Here is an 18,778-nt window from a genome sequence, read left to right on the forward strand (position 1 = left end):
AAGATTTAAACTGTCGCCCCTTCTTGTTCCTCCTCTTTTTTGTATTGTCCTGAATTCAGATTAGACCTGATTTCTTTAAATACAGTTATGGTCCTTTGAACATCCTCTAAGGTGTGCACCGCAGTGGGGATCAATCGTAGAATAATCATCCCTTTTGGCACAACAGGATATACTACTACTGAACAGAAAATATGGTGGTTTTCCCGCAGGTCACTCACCAAAGCGGTTGCTTCACCCAAGGTACCATTGAGGTAAACAGGGGTAACTGGAGAATCGGTATTGCCGATATCAAAACCTGCATCGGTAAGGCCATTTTGCAGGCTGTGGGTAATTTCCCAAAGCTTTTCCCTGAGTTCGGGTCTGGTGCGAATTAATTCCAATCGTTTTAAAGCCCCAAAAACCATTGGCATTGGCAATGCTTTAGCAAAGATTTGTGAGCGCATATTATATTTTAGAAATAATATTGCCTTTTTCGTACTGGCAACAAAAGCGCCGATTCCAGCAAAAGATTTTGCGAATGTTCCAAAATAAAAATCAATACCCTCCTGAATACCTTGTTCTTCACCGGTTCCCGCGCCGGTTTTGCCCATACAGCCAATCCCGTGAGCATCATCAACCAGGAGTGAAAAATTATATTTCTCTTTAAGGGCTACAATTTCTTTTAATTTACCCTGATCACCTCGCATACCAAAAACACCTTCTGTTATGACTAATATTGCGCCTTTAGTTTCTTCCACTATCTTTTTAGCACGCTGCAGCTGTTTTTCACAATCTTCAATATCATTGTGCTTGAAAACAAAACGTTTGCCAAGATGCAATCGCATTCCATCAAGGATGCAGGCATGCGATTCCGCATCATAAACGATAACATCTTTTCGATCTACCAGGCTGTCAATGATTGATACCATTCCCTGATAGCCGTAGTTTAATAAAAAGGCATCTTCTTTTTGAACATAGTCTGCAATTTTCTGTTCAAATTCTTCGTGCAGTTTGGTATTTCCGCTCATCATGCGTGCCCCCATTGGGTAAGCAAGACCATATTGTCTTGTACCTTCATTATCGGCTTGTCTGACTTCAGGATGATTGGCCAATCCTAAATAGTTATTCAGGCTCCATACCAATTTTTTCTCACCATTAAAAAGCATTGTATTGCTAATCTCCCCTTCCAATCTCGGGTAGGCATAATATCCATGTGCATAATGAGCATGATCACCCAATGGACCTAGACGCGTGCTTATTTTATCCAGTATAGTCATATATTTTTTAGATTGAATTGTTATTTTTTAAGATTTAGTTATCTTTCAACTTCTTATCCTTAGTAGTTTATAGTACAATAGCTTTGTTATTAAATAAAATATTTTCTTAAAGGGTTTAGATTTAGAAATCAATATTGCCTTGCTTTTTTAATGTCAGCAAGTTTATGTCGTTATTAGTTAAGATGTCTTCAGCCAAAAAATCAATACACCTCCACAGGCAGCATATTCCAGTTCAAAACTATCTGGGATTTCTTCCCAATTACTCCAATAGGTAACTAACCGCGTGCCGATAGGTGTTTTTTCAAGTTGTTCTTTTACATATTTAGAATAGGAATAAAATAATTCTCTCTCCGGAGCTATTGTTTTATCAATTGAGCACGAAGAATCAATATTTTCATAAAAAGAATTATAAAAATAGAAGGCCTCATAGTCAGAGAAATTAATTTTATTGATGTTGGAATGAATAAATTCTACATTAGTTACATCGTACTTCTCAGCAATTTTTTTTGATAATTTAATAAGCGATGCTCTTTGTTCCACACCATAAAACCTGCCTGTTGTAGAAGCTGCTCCTACCAGGCAGAATTTTCCTGCCCCGGAACCAATATCCAATACTTTTTTATAAGGCCTATCAACCAAATACTCAGCTGCAAATTTGGCTACTGCAACCGGGGTCCAATGACGGGCTGCGAGTCTTTTTATTCTACTGGGATACAGTTCATTGAAGGTGGTATCCTCAACAGCTATATTTAATTTGAGGAATTTAAATATCATTATATAAGTTCTATATATTCTTCATTGGTTAATAATCCATAATTACCCACAACAGTAGAAACTCTTAATAGCCAATGATTGTAAGGATCTCGATTGATACTTGAAGGGTTGGTATCTAAAATGACGTTCGTGGCCATAACCTTGCAATCAATAGGGGCAAGAAGGGAAAAAGTTTGATTAAGCCCATAGATCTTCCCCCATAGTATTTCCTTTTTCATGTGCTCGCCGGTTAGTTCGAATTCAATTAAACTGATTTCGCCTATTTCTTTCTGTGCAAAATCAGTGATACCAATAAAATAATCGTATAATCCAATCTGTCTTAACCACAAGTGATTTTTGGTATAATATAGTCCTTTGGGAATAAACATACTTCTAGAAATTTAAATTTGAATAAAAGGGAGTCTGAACAATAATTGCCTTAACTGGTTTGTTTCTGATATTGATAAAAATCTCACTGCCAACATTTGATTTTTCAGAAGCAACATACCCCATTCCTATGCTTTTTTTTAAAGTAGGCGACATGGTACCCGAGGTCACGGTGCCTATAATTTGATTTTTTTCATCCCAGATTTCATAATCATGACGGGGAATGCCTTTGCCAATCATTTCAAATCCGACTAATTTTTTTGTTAGCCCATTCTCCTTTTGAATTTTGAGAGAATCACTCTGAATAAATTCTTTAGTAAATTTTGTAATCCATTCCAGTCCGGCTTCTAATGGAGAAGTCGTGTCATTGATATCATTGCCATACAAACAGTATCCCATTTCCAATCGCAGTGTATCTCTGGCCGCGAGTCCAATAGGCTCAATGTTATACTCTTTTCCCGCCTCGAAAATGGCATTCCATAATAGTTCTGCATACTTATTCTGTACATATATTTCAAACCCGCCAGCCCCGGTATATCCTGTGGCAGATACTATAGCGTTTGGAATACCTGCAAATTCGCCTATTTCAAACGTATAATATTTCATCTCAGCCAAATTGATACTGGTCAATTTTTGCAGGGATTTTGCAGCCAAAGGACCCTGAACAGCCAGTAGGGAAATTATATCGGAAAGGTTTGTTATGGTAAGATCTAAATAATCAAGGGCTATATTATTGATCCAATCCAAGTCTTTTTGGATATTAGAAGCATTTACAACCAATAAATAATCCTTCTCACTCATCATATATATCAGCAGATCATCTATAATGCCGCCAGTTTTATTTGGCATACAGCTGTATTGCACTTTTCCTGGGAAAAGTTTTGAAGCATCGTTTGAACTTATTTTCTGAATTAATGCCAGGGCATCTTTTCCCTGTATAAGAATCTCCCCCATGTGGGAAACATCAAAAACACCTACAGCATCTCTAACGGTTTGATGTTCAATATTTACACCAGCATATTGGACCGGCATTTCGTAGCCGGCAAAAGGGGTCATTTTTGCTCCAAGGGCGTGATGAATTGCATTAAGTACTGTTTTTTTGATGTTTACGCTTTGATTTTCCATATCATCGACCTATTAATAATGCATAAGCATCGGATTTTAACAGTGCTTCTATCTCAGCATTATTTTCAATTTTTACTTTAATCATCCATCCCTCACCATAAGGATCAGTATTAACCAATTCAGGATTTGTTTCTAGTTTGGGGTTTAATTCAAGGATTTCTCCTGTCAGCGGAAGGAAAAGATCAGATACTGTTTTTACGGCTTCAACTGTACCGAATACCTCATGCTGGTTTAATTTCTCTCCAAGGGTTTCAATTTCAACATAGACAATATCACCTAATTCGTGCTGTGCAAAATCAGTAATTCCGATATAGGCTGTATCATTTTCAATTTTTACCCATTCGTGGTCTTGTGTGTATAAAAGGTTTTTAGGCATTTCCATTTTTTATTGTTTTTTAAGTTTGTTTTGTTTTTCTGGACAAGGCATATTCCCGTAAGCACAATAGATGCAGCATTGATCTGGCTCGGTTATTTCAAAAACAGCACTGCAGAACACGCATCTGCTGCTTAATATTTTACCTTTGAGCGGTATCCTCTCTGTATATTTAGAGCAGCACTCCGGGCACTGCATTATGGCTTTAGTGATGATGATACTATCCAATTTCAGCTTGGTTATAATTTATATTGAAGAACAGGTGCTCCGCCGCAGATTTCTTCATTGGCAAAATCTTCAAAAGCTTTAAAATTCGCTGCAAACTGATCTGCAAGATTCTGCGCCATTGTATCATAGGCTGTTTTATCATGCCAGGTATTTTTCGGGTTTAAAATCTCAGAAGGAACATCGGGGCAGGAAACCGGCATTTGCAGTCCGAATACAGGGTGCTCTGTAAAATCTATGTTCTCTAGCTTATTTTCTAATACTGCGGTAATCATTGCCCTGGTGTAAGAAAGTTTTATACGCTCCCCAACTCCATACGATCCGCCGGACCAGCCAGTGTTGATCAGCCAGACATTTACATTATTTTCTTTTAGTTTGCTTCCCAGTATTTCTGCATATTTTGCCGGATGCAGTGGTAAAAAGGGTTTGCCAAAGCATGCTGAAAAAGTAGTTTGGGGTTCGGTTATCCCTGTTTCGGTACCGGCCACTTTGGCTGTATATCCTGAAATAAAATGATACATCGCTTGGCCGACTGTAAGTTTGGAAATAGGAGGCAAGACCCCAAAAGCATCACAGGTGAGGAAGAAAATATTTTTTGGAATACCTCCAATGGAAGGATTTACAGCGTTATCAATAAAATCAATCGGATAAGCAGCTCTGGTGTTTTCGGTTACTGATACATTATCATAGTCAACAATATCAGTTCCTTCTAAGAATCGTACGTTTTCAAGAAGGGTTCCGAATCGTACTGCAGAAAAGATCTGAGGCTCTTTTTCCTGACTAAGATTCACGCATTTAGCATAACATCCGCCTTCAAAATTAAATACATTTTCATTATCCCAGCCATGTTCATCATCACCAATTAATCCACGGGACGGATCAGCCGAAAGTGTAGTTTTTCCCGTTCCTGACAAACCAAAAAATACCGCAGTGTCTCCTTGCTTGCCAACATTGGCTGAGCAGTGCATGGAAAGCACCTTTTTTTCGTGAGGGAGTATATAATTCAGGACAGTAAAAATCCCCTTTTTTATTTCACCTGTATAGGCGCTGCCGCCGATAAGGATTACTTTTTTGCTAAAATTAATTATTGTAAAATTATGCTGGCGTGTTTTATCAATTATGGGATCAGCTTTAAATTCAGGTGCAGCAAGTATTAACCATTCATGCTCAAAACTTTCCAGTTCTTTTTCGGATGGTCTTAAAAAAAGATTATGGGCAAATAAGCTCTGCCATGGGTTTTGAGTAATTACCCTGGCTTTTAATTGATATTCTTTCTTAGCACAGGCATATACATCCTTTACATACAGTTCTTCATTTGAAAGAAAATCTGTGACACGATTATATAGATTATCAAAATCCTCGGGAGCGAAAGGATGATTTATATCTCCCCACCAAATAGAGTCTGCTGTTTTTTCATCTTTTACAATATATTTATCTTTAGGTGAACGGCCTGTAAATTCCCCTGTGTCACAGGCTAATGCACCTGAACTGGTTATAACTCCCTGCTGCCTGTTTACGGTTTGTGTTACTAATATAAGTTCAGATAAATTCCAATGGATTGTTTTAGAGGCATTAATACCAATACTTTTGAGTTGTTCAATATGTTTCATGATTCTCATTGAGATAAAATTTTATTTTAAATTGTACAAAAGTAGACAGATTTGAAATCGATTTAGTTGATTAAAATAGTACATAAAACTTGATTTAAATCAAGTTTTAAAAAGACATGGGAAAAATATCGTAACTTTGAAATTAGCTATGATTTCAAAATTTATCTTCAATAATCAGTATATTTTAAACGAGTTGCCTCAGTGTGACAAGGATCTGCTTGAAAAGGTGATGCAAAGCAGAAAATATGTTAAAAATCAGACAGTATTTACTGAGGGAACATTGCCAACTGGTATTTTTTATATCCAGACAGGCAAGATCAAAAAGCACAAGGTTGATAATGATGGAAGGGAACAGATTATTTACATCTACAATTCAGGAGAGTTTTTCGGTTATTCAGCTATACTAAGTGAGCAGGCATATGGAGATACTGCCGTGGTTATTGAAAATTCCGTTATTTCATTTATTCCTAAAGACGACTTTTTTAATGTCCTTAATAATTCTGTAGTATTTTCGCGATTGCTTTTAAAATGTCTCAGCCGTGAGTTTAGTGTGATGGCAAATTTGATGGCTGTCTTATCACAGCGTACTGTAAGAGAGCGTGTGGCCCTTAGTTTATTGATTCTGCATGATAAATATAAAATAGGTGATGACCAAAAAGATGTTTTTATTACACTTTCGAGAGGAGATTTGGCAAATATGGTAGGTACTGTAAATGAAACTCTGGCAAGGGTACTGCATGATTTTAAGAATGAAAATCTTATTTGGATGGAGGGACGAAAAATTCAATTGATGAATTTTCAGCAATTGATCCATATAGCCAATTTTTATTGATTATATAGTTTTGATAATTAAAGGACTATACAAACTTAAAAAAGATTGTTAAAATGTTCAAGCACAAGGGAAAAAAAAGAAACTTAAAACATAATTTAAAAATTGCTTCTCTTCTATCGTTTGTTGCAGGAATGGTAAATGTTGCAGGTTTTTTTTCAGTTAAAACCCTTACAACAAATGTTACGGGACATTTTGCATTTTTTGTAGATGAAATTTTTAAACTTGATTTTTTTACAGCATTTATCTACTTTGGTTATATATTTTCCTTTTTTATGGGGTCTTTCACTTCTAGTCTTCTGATGGAGCTAGTAGTCCGCAGAAGAGAAAATATTGTGCATCTCATTCCTGCTTCTATTGAAATTGTAATTTTATTTTTTATTGCCATTTTTGGCGACGATTTAATTGTCAGTTTTCCCAATTTAATCTCTTTTACATTGCTTTATGCAATGGGAATGCAAAATTCATTTGTTACAAGGATCTCAAATTCTATTGTTCGGACCACTCATTTAACAGGTCTGTTTACTGATTTAGGTATTGAACTATCTCAACTTTTCTTTTACAGGGAACAAAATATGAAAGCCGAACTTTTTTCTTCAATTAAGTTACGAATTACAATTATCAGCTATTTTTTTATCGGAGGTATTGTAGGAGCTGTTTTTTATTCAAACATGGGACTACAGGTCTTATTTCTTGCAGGTTTTGTATTACTAGGGGGGCTAATTTATGATAATATAAAACTAAATTTAATCTTATTGAAACGGAAATTAAAAAATAGAAAGTAGAGATTACGACTATCAACTCAAAAAACAGATTGTAATTCTTCCGAGAAGTATTTTAGAGGAATAAATCACTTATTTGCCTCCGTAAAACAGCAAATTAATGAGTGGTTTAGTAAGAAAAGCAATCCATCTATCCTTAAAAAAAATACATGTTTTATGATTTACATGAGGGACGCTATTATAATACATTAACCAATCTTATGCCAATGATTGAAAGTGTAGATAAAAGTTATTTATTCGATAATTCAAGTGAAGAATATAAATTAATTGCCAAGATCGCTGAAAATAAACTGTCATTAGAAATAGACCCTTCTGAACTTCCTAACTGGTTTATTGATTATGTACTTAAGTATTATATGTAATTATTTTGCATATTATAGAAAACTTGATACGCTAAACAAAAGACAGAGAACTTTGTATACAGTTTCGAACCTAAGCTACTTAGAGCCTTATTTTATTGAGTTTGTATTTTTCAAAAATACAATGTGCCACGATTTTGCCACAAAATTTAGACTAGTGAAATATCTTTAAAACAGTCTTAAATTTTTGTGGCAAGATAATATCTACCCAGTTTCAAGCTCCGCGTAATGGGGCAAGTTTTGTGAAGAATAGCTAGAAACCTAGGTACCCAAAAGTAATATACTACTAACTTCTACTTATCTTTTGAAACCTGCGTTCCGATTCTGAAGAATAAACCTTTTTTTGTCTCAGCAGCACATTAAATTGGATGGCAATATTCTGGAGTTCCGTTCAATTTAATAATGCAAATAAAAAAATAAAGGAAAAATAAAAGTTGTAGGAATTTTGTTTACTTTTATGTAATTGTTTGATATGTAGCGTTATAAGTTGTGCATTCAAAGAATTCATATAGCTTAGTATTTTAATTGCCACATCAGATGCATTTTTTTTAAATGGCAATATAAATTATTTAAAAGTTGTCTTTTTTCTTATGAAGGCTGAACATCTAAAGAAGGAGATTTATAACTACTAAAATTTGATATATCATGAAAAAAAATCTCTTTGTTTTTTTATTCATGCTGCTATTGACGGCATGCAACCAAACGCCAGCAACATATTCCGGTGAGAAAGCCGATATTGAGGGTGCTGTTTCGGCAGAATTCAAACCTGCCAACATCAAGGAACAGATTGTTTACCAACGCGCAATCGAAGCTTTAGTATGGGGGATACCTGCCGTTAATTATGATCTTATGCTTCAGGCGATGCTGAGCAGCACCAAAGGAAAACAAAATGAGATCATATTTTGGTCAAAACCCGTAGACTGGCATAATCAAACACTAACGCCAAATCCCGACGCGATTTACTTTATGTTTTTTTTCAACACAAAGGATGCAGGGCCAATAGTTATAGATGTTCCTGCGGCAAAAAATGGCTCCTTTGCCGCCAATATTGACAATATATGGCAGATGCCCCTTGAAGATGCAGGACCTTACGGAGCCGATAAAGGCGCTGGCGGCAAATATCTGATACTGCCGCCTGACTATAAGGAAAATATTCCTAAAGGATACATTATACTGAAAGTCGATACCTATGAGGGGTATGGATTGTTCCGCTCCAACCTGCCCAGCCACAGTGATGCCGATATAGTGAATGCCGTCAATTACGGCAAACAGCTAAAGCTATATCCGCTTGCCAAAGCCAAAAATCCCGGCGAAACAAAATATACAGACGTGAAGGATGTGCTTTACAATTCCGTCATCCCCTACAACAGCCGGTTTTTCATCTCACTTAACCGCATTGTGCAAAGCCAGCCTATGCTGGAGCGCGACAAGGCAATGATTGATAAACTAAAAAGCATAGGCATTGAAAAGGGGAAACCCTATAACCCTGATGCACGAACCACCGAGATTCTGAATGCGGCGGCAAAAAGTGCGCATGACTATTTGGAAGCAATGCTTGAAAAAGGCTTCCCGCCGATAAATCCTGATGCAAAATGGGCTGTTCCCGCAATGCCGGAACTCGTTAAGGCGGGATCTTCGGGATATGCGGAATCTGATATTTATCCTACAGATGCCCGTGCATTAACCTATTCAATCGGTTATGTAGGCATAAAACGCCTGGGTACAGCGCAAATATATCTTATTGCAGGAAAAGACAAGGAAGGCCGCGCGCTTGACGGCGATAAAACCTATATTCTCCACGTACCTGCAAATGTGCCAACCAAGCAATACTGGTCGGCAACAGTCTACGACCGCACAACACATTGCCTTATCAAAAATCTGCCGCGTGCAAGCAGAGCATCGAATGCGACAGAGATCCAAAAGAACACAGATGGCTCGGTCGATATTTTCTTCGGCCCAAAATCCCCTGCAGGCAAGGAATCAAATTGGATCCCAACGGACCCTAAAGGAAAATTTGAAGTATTATTCAGGCTTTATGGCCCGGAAAAGCCCTTTTTTGACAGGGTATGGAAACTTGGAGATATAGAAGAGGTTAAATAATCAATTGCTAAACTTATGGAAAAGAAACTCATCTGCGTGATTTTGATTGCAGCCTTGACGGCATGCAACCAAAATAAAAACAGTGATGCGGAAGCATCAAATTCTAAAGGGATTGACAGCCTAGCGCCAGCCCAGGCAGCACGCGAGCTGCCAACGGGTCCCGACACCAATGTAAAAATCACCAGGGAATATGCCTCTCTGGCGGCTAAAGAGGCCTATTTTTGGGCATGGCCGTTAGTAAATATGTACAACCGCCGAATGGCTTTCAAGGATGTAAAAGAGCTGGCCTTGTCCGGGCCTCTGCTTATGGCTCCGCTCAATCAGTTTACCATGCTTACCGATTATGTGATACCTACGGAACGTGCCATAGCCTGCCCGAACCAGGATGTGGTTTACGGTATTGGATGCCTTGCTTTGGACCAATCGCCCGTTGTGGTGCAAGTGCCTGATTTTGGCAAACGTTTCTGGGTCTACCAGATAGTTGATCTGCGCACCGAAAGTTTCGCAAAATTGGGAAAAATGTACGACAATAAGCCGGGATTTTATTTATTGGCCGGACCGGACTGGAAAGGAGAGGTGCCTAAGGGAATAATAAAAGTTTTCCGCTCGTCAACCAATACTGGACTTGTGGGGCCACGTGTTTTTCTGGATGACACAAAAGAAGACCGAAAAGCAATTCAGGAGGTACTCAAATCAGTGGTTATGTATCCCTTGTCTGATTATGACGGCAAAATGAAAACCATCGATTGGGCCAATATCAAGAAACTTCCCGGAGGCGAAGGAGGAAAAGAAGAAGCGGTATGGGTGAACCCCCAGACATTCTTTGACGAGCTGCCTGTTGTGCTGGCAGATGCAAAGCCATTGCCAGGCGAGGAGGCGAAATACAAGCAGATACTTGCTGTAGTGGAAGCCTCCAAGAAAGACCCAAAACTGAAACAGGCGATGATCGATGCAGCCGTTGAGACAGAGCGTCAGGTAATAAAACCTTTAATGGAATTCCGCAGCTGGGGGATCCAATTGCCTTTTCACTGGTCAGGGGTAACGAACGGCGCATCGTGGGGCACGGATTATTTTACGCGCACTGCGGTAGCCAAATCCAATATCCTGGTCAATGCCCCTAATGAAACACGTTATTTTTATCAGGATCTGGATTCAGAAGGTGCCCGATTGAACAGCTCGAACAAATATAAAATTACTTTTGCCAAAGGGCAGCTGCCTCCTGTTAATGGATTTTGGTCACTTACATTATATAACGAGCATCACTTTTTTGAAATCAACAAGCTCAACAGATATTCATTGGGCACAAAGAACAAGACAATGGCATATAATCCGGACGGTTCGCTGACCATTTATATTCAATCAGTTCCGACTGATGCGAAAACCCAAAACAATTGGCTTCCGGCCGTTGAAAAGGGGGATTTTTCGCTTTATCTTCGCACTTACTGGCCAAAAGAGGAAGTAGTAAATGGAAAATGGACTCCGCCGGCAGTAATAAAAGTTGAATGATGCTTTGAGATTGTAGCTTTACAAGCAGTTTGGGTTTGATATTATATTTATGACTTAAACTTGCCCAGGCTCTTTTTTCTACGTTTTTGTTTTAAGAACAGCATACGCCAATTACTTGCCGCAAATTTAAAAAAGATGAAAAATCTGCTGTATGGGTCTTGCAAGGTTTTCACTTTTCGGACTCCCATTTTTTTGACGCATCAGCAGATCTGCCTACAATCAAAATCACTAAATTTGAATAGAATATGACATAAAAACCAACAGATCTTTCACAATGGAAAAAGCGATACAACTACAGGTGAGAAAAGATTTGGATGCCCGCCAGCAGCATACGATCCTTAGACTCAAAGGCAGCCTGATTTCAAAAGGATATACCGAGATCATCCATATCCTGGACCAGGACGAGGAGTTCCATATCAATACCTTTGAAACGGCCACCGATAAACGAAATGAAGTCCAGCAGTATATTGCGGCTTTCATAGATCAGGAAAACCTGGTGGATACCATCAGCATCAAATAATAATGGCATCTTTAAAATACAGAGCCCGCCGGCAGTCAGGCCGGCGGGCTTTTGAGCATTGTTTTGCTGCATAAAAAAAGCCGATATTTATCGGCTTTGGTCTTTAAGGGACTATTTTCTTCTTCTTTTGCAGGCACTCCTTAATCCTGTAAAGGTTTTGGGAAAGCAGGCTCAGAATCTGTTTGTGGTGTTTGGACGGCTTGTTCTTGAATCCCCTGCACTGCAGGATTTCCATACGGCTGAGAGAGATTTCTACGGTTTCCACGGACTGCTCTGCAACCTTAGCCGATAAGATAAGCGAATCTTTTTTCTCGTAGTATTCGTTCGTGAAGACACAATGTCCCAGATCGTCGCCCTCCTGCATGAAATCCCGAACGTTTTCAATGACCGAGATACACAATTCATCTTTTTGAAAAACGAGCCCGAAAAAGCGCTTTTTATCGCTTGCGTACCTTTTCTGCGCTTTTTCGATTTCAAGGCGCAGGTCATGGAGTTTTTTCTTTCTTATAAGCTCCCTTTTTTTCTGCACCAGATGGTCGTGCGCTTCAATAAGGTTTTCGGGACATACATGCAAAGAACAGGAAAGGTCTTTATTGAAATAACGCAAAAGTTCGAGATAATCTTCCCAAATCTGGACATCAGTTATTTTGTAGCTGTTTCGGATTACCGTTTTGACAGCAGTCCAATTGCGTTTTACCTGCTGTCGGGATGCGCCGAGATAATACTGCAATAAGTTTAACTGTTTTGCCTTTAGCAGGGTTTCTGCTGTGGGATCGGTCAACAGGGATGAAAAGAGCAGGTGGGGTGCAATATCATAGACTGAACTTTTAAAGCCGTTCCTTTTCAAAATTGGGAGCACTTTCATCTTTGGATATACCTTGTAGGGATTGATGTAATATTTGGCATTGCGAAAAAAATCCTTTGCTTTTATTTCAAGGGGGGAATAGAATTTCCAAGCATCTATCGTATTTGAAAATACATTAGTGCTTATTGAAAGACTGCGGACTTCCCCTTTTTGGCTTATCCAATGCTGTATCACTTCTTTACAAAAGTAAGTGGGCGCAAAATTTTTCTTCATGTGTTTGTATGCGATTACTATCCTAACCACCTGATATCCTGCACAAGTTTCTAAAACTGCAAAATATTCTATTTCCCTGAAATGCACCTGATTACAGGACTGCATCTTGAGCTTTCCTTTACAGGCGGTGCAGTTGGTAAATTTAGAGCATGCACTGACATTGTCGGGTTTCCACGAGTGCGCACACTGCAGACAGTAGAATTTTCCTCTTGATAAAACAGCCCAGTTCAGAAAAATACTTTTCTCAGCCCAAGATTCAACTTCGGGCGTTATAGGTGCAAGTGAACTGCTTAACGCCGTGAGCTGTTTTTCGATGTTAGTTTTGGGTATCATAGGTCAAAAAGTGTTAAGGCGGTCTGCACGGGTTTAACTTCCTGTTTTACTTGAGGTATGGTTTCGTTTTTGCTTGACAACGTGGGTATTTCAGGCTGAGAGAACAGGTCTGTTTTGGCAGTAGACTGCACTACAGCCCTGCACGCTACAGGGGCAGGAATACCGATGGAATCATCGGTATAGTACTTAATTGCCATGTCAAAAATTTCCTGATTGTCAAAGGCGCACAATCCTGTTTTTTTGACCTCGCCAAAAATGTAACTGAAACAGCTCTCGATGTTTTTGGTTTCTTTGGCAAGGCTTCGGGCAAAAACAGTATCGCCCTGCGCAGTTGTATTTAGATAATTCTCTATAGCGGTTTTAAAGTCGTCTGATGGTTTCATGATGGAAAAAGTTTGATTAACAGCTATTGTTCAAAGACATCTCTGTAAATGCCGTAGCAGTACTCCTCAAAGCAGAGCCAGCATAAAAAAGTGTAGTGGGGCAGTTTGTAGCGGTTTGCTACAGGCTCTCCGAATGCTTCTTCCAAATCCTCTTTGATGCCTTCCAAATCTTCAAGGTGTTTGATATAAAAAGCTCTGCAGTCGTTGTGATAGATAAATTCCCCTATCATACCGCTGATACAGCCCCCTTTCTGAAGGTCTTCGAGGAAAGACTTCAACTGCTGTTTTTTCTTTCCGTTATAGCCGTCCAAATGGCTTAAAATGATTTCGTTGAATACATGGCTTACATCATAATCCGAGTACTGGTTTTTGTCTAAGGCTTTCATAATGTGATTTTTTGGCGTTTATAAATACAATCCGAGCCCTCCCTTAGAAAGGCAGGTCATCGGGATCGTCGGACTGGTTTTGTTTTTTAGGCGTGATTACAGCGCCCGCAGACCCATCCTCTTTTTTGGCAAAAGCCAAAATCTTAAGGCTGTTGATGTGAAAGGTCAAAGACCCCATAGCCGAACCGTCTTGACCGATGTAGGTACTAATGCCCACACGCCCGAAGAGCTGAACAAGCGCGCCTTTTTTAAGCCACTGGGCAAGTTTTGCATTGAGCCAATAGGAGCAGTCGACAAAGGTTGTAATGTGTTTGTACTCGGTGCTTCCTTTTGGTTTGTAACTGTCATTGATGGCAATGGAGAAGTTAACGACCTGTTTTTCATTTCCCACTTTGCGGGCTAGTGCATCTTTTGTAATACGTCCTGTGATTTCCATGATTTTAAATTTTAGCGTTACTGTTATTTAAAATTTCTTTCTCCCTGCACTCCCAAAAATTGTTTTCAAAAGAAAAAACGGGAAAAAAGAAAGCAAGAACCAAGTGACCGGTTATGAGGATGCGGAGTGCTATAAGTCCCGAAGGGTGGCAAGCGAAAGCGGCGCCATTATGCGCATGCAGCATACGGCGGGCACTATCTTGGCTGCCTTTTTATGCCGTTTCGAATTGGAAATTTTAAGGACCTAATATTTTTTTGTAAAATAAATCTTAGATTGCTGATTGAATTTTTTGTAAAGTTTATACACAGCAAAATGTGTCCTAGTTTAAGTGAATGATAGAGTTAGCAATTGTTAACAGAGAAAAAGAAAATTCTAATATCTATCGCATGAGTGAATAAATATCCTTAATTACGGAAATCCGTAATTTCTTACCAATATAAATTTTATATATTTAGCATTAAAGATTAGTAAACATATTCTAGTTATGTATATAGAAAAACTTACAATTAAAAAATTCAGATCCATTGAGTATCTAGCAGTAGAATTCAATAAAGGGGTAAATATTATTGTCGGAGAAAACAATGTAGGCAAAACTACAATAATTGATGCCATTAGAATTTGTTTAAGCTTAGGTAAGCAATGGAGAGATATTGGAGTAAAAAATCCTGAAGATTTTTATATTGACGGTTCAGTTATTTCAGATATACTTGAGCCAATTGAGTTTACTATAGAATTTAAAATAGAAGAACCTGAAGATAGAAATCTTTTTCACTCTTTACTATGGCAGGATCCAGCAGGTATATTAGAACCGAACCTGAAATTGAACTTTTATTATGATATTGAAAAAGATGTAAGAGGAAATGAGAAGTTAAAATGGAAGGTATGGGGAGGGCATGATACAACAGTAGAGATGCCAGAGTTACAGCAGATTTATTACTCTTATCTTGAGCCATTAAGAAATGCTGAGCAGGAATTAAGGCCTTATGCCATCAATAACAAAGTTACATCGTTATTCAGGGACATGACCTCATATGAAAAAGCTGATCCAGCGGGAGCAGAAACGATCAGTCTTACGCATGAAAAGAAACATGAACTTTCTCAGGCTATTGAAAAAGTGCTACAAAATGATGACTGGACTGGCCTTATAAGTACTGGACAAAGTTTTATAAACGAGCATTTAGAAAAATCAGATATTAAGAAAAAGAGCTCTAAAGTTCATTTAAAACTTCTGGAGTATAAATATGATAATATTGTTAAGGGACTTCTAACAAGGAAGCCAGTCTATTCAGAATCAGTCTTGGGCATGGACCTGCATCTGCAGAAGTACTTTGATATCAGTCAGAATGGGTTAGGAGATAATAATATAATATTGGCATCAACCGTATTAGGCGATTTAAAAAGTAGAAGGGATCAGAAAATTGAGCACTATTATGCTTTATTGATAGAGGAGCCGGAGGCCCATCTTCACCCTCAACGCCAGAATACATTTTTCAACTATCTTAATACCTTACAGGATTTAGGGGTGCAGATATTCATTTCCTCACATTCTCCAACAATTACCGCAAAGTCAAATTTGGATAATCTGCTAATTCTGCAGCGTGATGAGGCGCAAAAAACATCATTTTTTACTACAAGAAAATCTGTGCTTACAGATCGAAATAAAGACTACTTGAGAAAGTTTCTTGACGTGACCAAATCACAACTCTTTTTTGCAAGCGGATGTATATTGGTGGAGGGAATATCAGAAGCTCTGCTGCTTCCAATATTTGCGAAAATAACAGGAAAGGATTATGACTTGGATAAAAATGGTATCGAAATCGTAAATATTAATGGAGTTGCCTTTGAGCCTTTTGCTAATCTCTTTAATGCAACTGATAAAGAAAAGCGACTGGCTACCTATTGTTCGATAATCACTGATGATGATAAAAGTATAATTAAGTCCGGAAATTTCATCAACAAATTGGAGGGGATTAATAAAATTCAGGCAGGTGAAGTTTTTAAAGAACTTAAAATTTTGAAAATAATCGACCAGAGCAATCGTATTGTTGATTTTGATGCAGCAAAGCCACTCAAAATTACAGGCTTTGAAACCAAAGAAGTATTTATTAAATCTATTCTATCTGCCAAGTTCAATAAATTATCTGACCGTGCCTCAAATGCAAAGAAACTTGAAAATAAGAATTTAAGAGTTGAATTGGCAAATCATACATTCGAGTATGAACTGATAACGGCAGATGATTATAATGCCAGACTGATTGCCCGGATTTATAATGATATGCATTCGAAAAAATACGTTGATGTTTTTGCAGATAAGCATGTATTGGCAATGGACATTTTAAAGAAACTGAAATCTAATAAGGATAAATCGGTTCTAGCTGAAAATATTGCATATGTGCTTGAAAAGAAGCCAGGAATGTGGAAGCATTTTATAGTTCCTTCCTATCTTCAAAATTCAATCCGTTGGGTAATTGACAAAAAGGTATAATCATTTAAAGATGAATTATGTATAGTAAGTTATCAGATGGTCAAAGGAAAATTTTAGATTATAACCAAGGTAATGTTGTTGTAAAGGCATGCCCAGGAAGCGGGAAGACTTATTCATTGGCAGCTAGGATATCCCGTCTTCTTAGAGAGCCAGATCTGGGAAAGAAAGGACTTGCTGTAATTTCGTTTACCAATATTGCCTGCCAGGAAATAGAAGACAGGCTTTCGAGCGATTTTTCTACTCCTGTTCCTTTAAGACATCCCCATTTTTTGGGAACTATAGACAGTTTTATCAACACATTTATTTTTCTTCCATTTGGGCACCTGATTATGGGATGTCCTTCCAGACCTGAATTGGTTGGAGAGCCGCATGGTCCATGGAGTGTCAAGAAATTTGATAAGGATTATGACCAATACTTTGATAAGACTACCTTTAATTCCGAAGACATTTTAATTCGTATAGCCCCTTATCAGGCATTTCATTTTAAGTGGAACTATATCACTATAGGCGGTACCGTTAATGGCCATATTACTAATATTATCAATTCCAAATGGGCATTATTTAAGAAAGGGTATGCCAATCAGTCTGATGCCAACTATATTTCTCTTAAGGTGCTTGAAAAATATCCTCTGATAGCAGAAAACGTAGCTAAAAAATTTGTTAACTTTTTAATTGATGAATGTCAAGATACCAATGACATACATATGAAAATTATTGACATATTAAATAATAGGGGCAATAGCAATATTATGCTGATTGGCGATCGCGACCAGTCGATCTTTGAATGGAATGAAGCACGTCCAGAGTTATTTGATGCAAAATATAATATATGGGATAAAATACTTTTATATGAAAATAGGAGAAGTTCACAGCATATTTGTAATTTCATTAGAAATTTGTCTTCATTCTCAGAAATAAAGGCTGTAAATGAACGAGTAAAGGATTCGGTTTTAATTCCTTCGATTTTAGGTTATAAAATGACAAAGAAAGCCAGTAAAAAAGACCCTACCGTGATAACAGCTGAAGAAAGTCATGAAGCTTTTCGTAAAATTCTAGACGATTTTATTAAGGAGTGCGAAAGTAATGGGATAATTATTAATAAAGAAAACGTGGCAGTTTTGTACAGGGGTACTGCGAGTTCGAAGTACTTAGGGCTTAGTTCTGATGTCCATAATTTTGAAACCATTCCATGGCTGAGAAACCATTATCATGTGAAAGGCATGATAAAAGGTAAGCATATGTATGAACACGGAGGATTGAATAAAGGTTATAAATTATTGGAAAAATCATATTTTGAAGCACTTCTGCGTCCAGCGGATCCAAATTTTTACTGTAGTGGACAATTTATAAGTAACAAAATAGAGGCTCTGGGTATCAAGGAGTATAGAAGAGAAATTTTTAAGTTTATCGATGCTTTGCCATTTACAAAAGATAAAACTCTGAATACTTGGATAAAGGAGGCAAATAAATCTTTGTTGGATTTGGGAATTAATATTATTTTAAATATAGAGAGTAGCTTCGGTGATGTAATGATTGATGATTATTTTGGAGAAGACTTAAATAGTGAACGCCTGCATCCATTTTATTTCGGGACGGTTCATTCAGTAAAAGGCAAAACCTTTCAAGCTGTGCTGTTGTTATTAGGAAAAAAATCGGTTCTTAAGAATTATGAAACCATTTTAAAAGCTGACCCAAAATTTTTAAAATCAAGCGATTTGGAAGAGCTCCGGATTGTTTACGTTGCGTTATCAAGACCTGAGTTATTTTTAAAGATGGCAGTTCCTGATTCTGATGTAAAATTATGGACTGATAAATTGCTTCAAAATAGTGAAGAATATACCTAATGATGTGA

The 18,778-nt window shown here is 37.8% G+C and carries 19 protein-coding genes; 8 read left to right on the forward strand and 11 right to left on the reverse strand.

Annotation, left to right across the window (positions count from 1 at the left end; genetic code table 11):
* Positions 1-5 precede the first annotated feature (5 nt).
* From NYQ10_RS14765 to pckA, 7 genes are all read right to left on the reverse strand, one after another.
* Entirely contained in the window at positions 6-1,256 is a 1,251-nt protein-coding gene (locus NYQ10_RS14765) for an aminotransferase class I/II-fold pyridoxal phosphate-dependent enzyme (RefSeq protein ID WP_286965938.1), read from the reverse strand.
* A gap of 177 nt (positions 1,257-1,433) precedes the next feature.
* Positions 1,434-2,030 carry a methyltransferase domain-containing protein gene (locus NYQ10_RS14770; RefSeq protein WP_286965936.1) on the reverse strand — a complete coding sequence of 199 codons (597 nt, stop codon included), beginning with the start codon at positions 2,028-2,030 and terminating at the stop codon, positions 1,434-1,436.
* On the reverse strand, positions 2,030-2,398 hold the full coding sequence (locus NYQ10_RS14775; RefSeq protein WP_286965934.1) for a glycine cleavage system protein H: 369 nt from the start codon (positions 2,396-2,398) through the stop codon (positions 2,030-2,032). The genes NYQ10_RS14770 and NYQ10_RS14775 overlap by 1 nt, the downstream gene beginning before the upstream one ends.
* Positions 2,399-2,402: 4 nt before the next feature.
* Complete coding sequence (gene gcvT, locus NYQ10_RS14780) at positions 2,403-3,500, reverse strand: glycine cleavage system aminomethyltransferase GcvT (protein ID WP_286965945.1); 1,098 nt, start codon at positions 3,498-3,500, stop codon at positions 2,403-2,405.
* Between the two features lie 22 nt (positions 3,501-3,522).
* Positions 3,523-3,903, reverse strand: a complete 381-nt coding sequence (gcvH, locus tag NYQ10_RS14785; RefSeq protein WP_289877099.1) for a glycine cleavage system protein GcvH — start codon at positions 3,901-3,903, stop codon at positions 3,523-3,525.
* A gap of 3 nt (positions 3,904-3,906) precedes the next feature.
* Entirely contained in the window at positions 3,907-4,092 is a 186-nt protein-coding gene (locus tag NYQ10_RS22525) for a hypothetical protein (protein WP_354669353.1), read from the reverse strand.
* Between the two features lie 41 nt (positions 4,093-4,133).
* Positions 4,134-5,729: a phosphoenolpyruvate carboxykinase (ATP) gene (pckA, locus tag NYQ10_RS14790; RefSeq protein ID WP_289877100.1), complete on the reverse strand. Its 1,596-nt coding sequence runs from the start codon at positions 5,727-5,729 to the stop codon at positions 4,134-4,136.
* A 136-nt stretch (positions 5,730-5,865) separates the two neighbouring features.
* Here pckA and NYQ10_RS14795 point away from each other — a divergent pair, with 136 nt between their 5' ends.
* The 6 genes from NYQ10_RS14795 (at position 5,866) to NYQ10_RS14820 (ending at position 11,825) form a co-directional block, all read left to right on the forward strand.
* A complete protein-coding gene (locus NYQ10_RS14795) occupies positions 5,866-6,561 on the forward strand; it encodes a Crp/Fnr family transcriptional regulator (protein WP_289877101.1) in 696 nt (231 codons plus the stop codon).
* A gap of 53 nt (positions 6,562-6,614) precedes the next feature.
* The gene (locus tag NYQ10_RS14800) at positions 6,615-7,343 is read left to right on the forward strand and encodes a YoaK family protein (RefSeq protein ID WP_289877102.1); all 729 of its coding nucleotides are present in this window, start codon (positions 6,615-6,617) and stop codon (positions 7,341-7,343) included.
* Between the two features lie 146 nt (positions 7,344-7,489).
* On the forward strand, positions 7,490-7,702 hold the full coding sequence (locus NYQ10_RS14805; protein ID WP_289877103.1) for a hypothetical protein: 213 nt from the start codon (positions 7,490-7,492) through the stop codon (positions 7,700-7,702).
* Between the two features lie 642 nt (positions 7,703-8,344).
* Positions 8,345-9,799, forward strand: a complete 1,455-nt coding sequence (locus NYQ10_RS14810; protein ID WP_289877104.1) for a DUF1254 domain-containing protein — start codon at positions 8,345-8,347, stop codon at positions 9,797-9,799.
* A gap of 15 nt (positions 9,800-9,814) precedes the next feature.
* Positions 9,815-11,305, forward strand: a complete 1,491-nt coding sequence (locus NYQ10_RS14815; protein WP_289877105.1) for a DUF1254 domain-containing protein — start codon at positions 9,815-9,817, stop codon at positions 11,303-11,305.
* Between the two features lie 274 nt (positions 11,306-11,579).
* A complete protein-coding gene (locus tag NYQ10_RS14820) occupies positions 11,580-11,825 on the forward strand; it encodes a hypothetical protein (RefSeq protein WP_113678652.1) in 246 nt (81 codons plus the stop codon).
* A gap of 103 nt (positions 11,826-11,928) precedes the next feature.
* Here NYQ10_RS14820 and NYQ10_RS14825 read toward each other — a convergent pair whose 3' ends face one another.
* The 4 genes from NYQ10_RS14825 to NYQ10_RS14840 are packed head-to-tail and all read right to left on the reverse strand — an operon-like array spanning position 11,929 to position 14,441.
* Entirely contained in the window at positions 11,929-13,236 is a 1,308-nt protein-coding gene (locus tag NYQ10_RS14825) for a PcfJ domain-containing protein (protein ID WP_289877106.1), read from the reverse strand.
* Positions 13,233-13,619 carry a PcfK-like family protein gene (locus NYQ10_RS14830; RefSeq protein ID WP_289877107.1) on the reverse strand — a complete coding sequence of 129 codons (387 nt, stop codon included), beginning with the start codon at positions 13,617-13,619 and terminating at the stop codon, positions 13,233-13,235. Before NYQ10_RS14830 ends, NYQ10_RS14825 begins: the two co-directional genes overlap by 4 nt.
* A gap of 23 nt (positions 13,620-13,642) precedes the next feature.
* A complete protein-coding gene (locus tag NYQ10_RS14835; protein WP_289877108.1) occupies positions 13,643-14,005 on the reverse strand; it encodes a DUF7222 domain-containing protein in 363 nt (120 codons plus the stop codon).
* Positions 14,006-14,048: 43 nt separating this feature from the next.
* Positions 14,049-14,441, reverse strand: coding sequence for a single-stranded DNA-binding protein (locus NYQ10_RS14840; RefSeq protein WP_289877109.1), 393 nt, complete (start codon positions 14,439-14,441; stop codon positions 14,049-14,051).
* 484 nt (positions 14,442-14,925) lie between these two features.
* On the opposite strand from NYQ10_RS14840, the gene NYQ10_RS14845 reads away from it, so the two are divergent.
* Both NYQ10_RS14845 and NYQ10_RS14850 read left to right on the forward strand, forming a co-directional pair.
* Positions 14,926-16,926: an ATP-dependent nuclease gene (locus tag NYQ10_RS14845; RefSeq protein WP_289877110.1), complete on the forward strand. Its 2,001-nt coding sequence runs from the start codon at positions 14,926-14,928 to the stop codon at positions 16,924-16,926.
* Between the two features lie 17 nt (positions 16,927-16,943).
* A complete protein-coding gene (locus tag NYQ10_RS14850) occupies positions 16,944-18,770 on the forward strand; it encodes a UvrD-helicase domain-containing protein (RefSeq protein ID WP_289877111.1) in 1,827 nt (608 codons plus the stop codon).
* Positions 18,771-18,778 lie beyond the last annotated feature (8 nt).

It is taken from the genome of Flavobacterium johnsoniae (genome assembly GCF_030388325.1).
Classification (GTDB): domain Bacteria; phylum Bacteroidota; class Bacteroidia; order Flavobacteriales; family Flavobacteriaceae; genus Flavobacterium; species Flavobacterium johnsoniae_C.

What these genes read in the sequence shown, in the direction of transcription:
- NYQ10_RS14765 (WP_286965938.1), bottom strand. Translation starts at nt 1,256, where the DNA reads ATGACTATACTGGATAAAATAAGCACGCGTCTAGGTCCATTGGGTGAT.
- NYQ10_RS14770 (WP_286965936.1), bottom strand. Translation starts at nt 2,030, where the DNA reads ATGATATTTAAATTCCTCAAATTAAATATAGCTGTTGAGGATACCACC.
- NYQ10_RS14775 (WP_286965934.1), bottom strand. Translation starts at nt 2,398, where the DNA reads ATGTTTATTCCCAAAGGACTATATTATACCAAAAATCACTTGTGGTTA.
- gcvH (WP_289877099.1), bottom strand. Translation starts at nt 3,903, where the DNA reads ATGGAAATGCCTAAAAACCTTTTATACACACAAGACCACGAATGGGTA.
- NYQ10_RS22525 (WP_354669353.1), bottom strand. Translation starts at nt 4,092, where the DNA reads ATGCAGTGCCCGGAGTGCTGCTCTAAATATACAGAGAGGATACCGCTC.
- pckA (WP_289877100.1), bottom strand. Translation starts at nt 5,729, where the DNA reads ATGAAACATATTGAACAACTCAAAAGTATTGGTATTAATGCCTCTAAA.
- NYQ10_RS14800 (WP_289877102.1), top strand. Translation starts at nt 6,615, where the DNA reads ATGTTCAAGCACAAGGGAAAAAAAAGAAACTTAAAACATAATTTAAAA.
- NYQ10_RS14805 (WP_289877103.1), top strand. Translation starts at nt 7,490, where the DNA reads ATGTTTTATGATTTACATGAGGGACGCTATTATAATACATTAACCAAT.
- NYQ10_RS14810 (WP_289877104.1), top strand. Translation starts at nt 8,345, where the DNA reads ATGAAAAAAAATCTCTTTGTTTTTTTATTCATGCTGCTATTGACGGCA.
- NYQ10_RS14815 (WP_289877105.1), top strand. Translation starts at nt 9,815, where the DNA reads ATGGAAAAGAAACTCATCTGCGTGATTTTGATTGCAGCCTTGACGGCA.
- NYQ10_RS14820 (WP_113678652.1), top strand. Translation starts at nt 11,580, where the DNA reads ATGGAAAAAGCGATACAACTACAGGTGAGAAAAGATTTGGATGCCCGC.
- NYQ10_RS14825 (WP_289877106.1), bottom strand. Translation starts at nt 13,236, where the DNA reads ATGATACCCAAAACTAACATCGAAAAACAGCTCACGGCGTTAAGCAGT.
- NYQ10_RS14830 (WP_289877107.1), bottom strand. Translation starts at nt 13,619, where the DNA reads ATGAAACCATCAGACGACTTTAAAACCGCTATAGAGAATTATCTAAAT.
- NYQ10_RS14835 (WP_289877108.1), bottom strand. Translation starts at nt 14,005, where the DNA reads ATGAAAGCCTTAGACAAAAACCAGTACTCGGATTATGATGTAAGCCAT.
- NYQ10_RS14840 (WP_289877109.1), bottom strand. Translation starts at nt 14,441, where the DNA reads ATGGAAATCACAGGACGTATTACAAAAGATGCACTAGCCCGCAAAGTG.
- NYQ10_RS14845 (WP_289877110.1), top strand. Translation starts at nt 14,926, where the DNA reads ATGTATATAGAAAAACTTACAATTAAAAAATTCAGATCCATTGAGTAT.
- NYQ10_RS14850 (WP_289877111.1), top strand. Translation starts at nt 16,944, where the DNA reads ATGTATAGTAAGTTATCAGATGGTCAAAGGAAAATTTTAGATTATAAC.